At 61.0% G+C, this 733-nt stretch carries 1 protein-coding gene; it reads left to right on the plus strand.

Annotated elements, in window-relative coordinates:
* Nucleotides 1–14 precede the first annotated feature (14 nt).
* On the plus strand, nt 15–733 hold a 719-nt coding region (locus tag E1193_RS31515), incomplete at its 3' end, for an AMP-binding protein (protein ID WP_165945881.1).

The raw sequence follows: 733 nt of genomic DNA on the forward strand, positions 1-733 counted from the left end.
GGCTTGTCGGGGCGATGCTGGAAGAGGAAGGCGCGGCCTGTCCGGTGCTCGATCTGAGCGTCGCGGAGCGGGACGGCGGGTCGGAGGCCAACCCGGTCCGCTCCGCGCTCGGGCTGACCTCCACGCACCTGGCCTACGTCATCTACACCTCCGGCTCAACCGGAACACCCAAAGGCGTCATGGTGCTTCACGGTGGCGTGTCCAATTTGATGAACATGCAACGCGCCACCTACCCGTTAGGGGCGCACGATGTCGTTCCGGTCAAGACGCCATTCGGCTTCGATGCCTCGGTGCGCGAACTGTACTGGCCCCTGACTTGCGGGGCCAAGCTGATCATGGCGAGGCCAGAAGGACATAAGGATCCCGCTTATCTGACGCAACTCTTTCATCAAGAGCGAGTGACAGCGCTCTACGCCGTTCCTTCGACCATACGCGCACTAATCGAGCAGGGCGATCTATCTCGCTGCACCAGCCTTACAATGTTGTTGACTGGCGCCGAACCGTTATCGGCGCAGATGGTGCATCGCCTTCGCGAGCAGCTGCCCGGACTCAGAATCTTCAGCCACTATGGGCCAACAGAGACAACCGTGTATGCCACTCAATGCGCCGTTGACGACGTTTGTTCCGTTGAAGGCAATGTCCCCATTGGCCGCCCGATGGCGAATACGCGGGTTTACGTGGTCGATGTTCATGGGGGGTTGTGTCCTGTTGGGGTGGCCGGGGAGTTGTGGGT

This window comes from Micromonospora sp. KC606 (genome assembly GCF_004348675.1).
In the GTDB taxonomy this organism is placed as follows: Bacteria; Actinomycetota; Actinomycetes; order Mycobacteriales; family Micromonosporaceae; genus Micromonospora.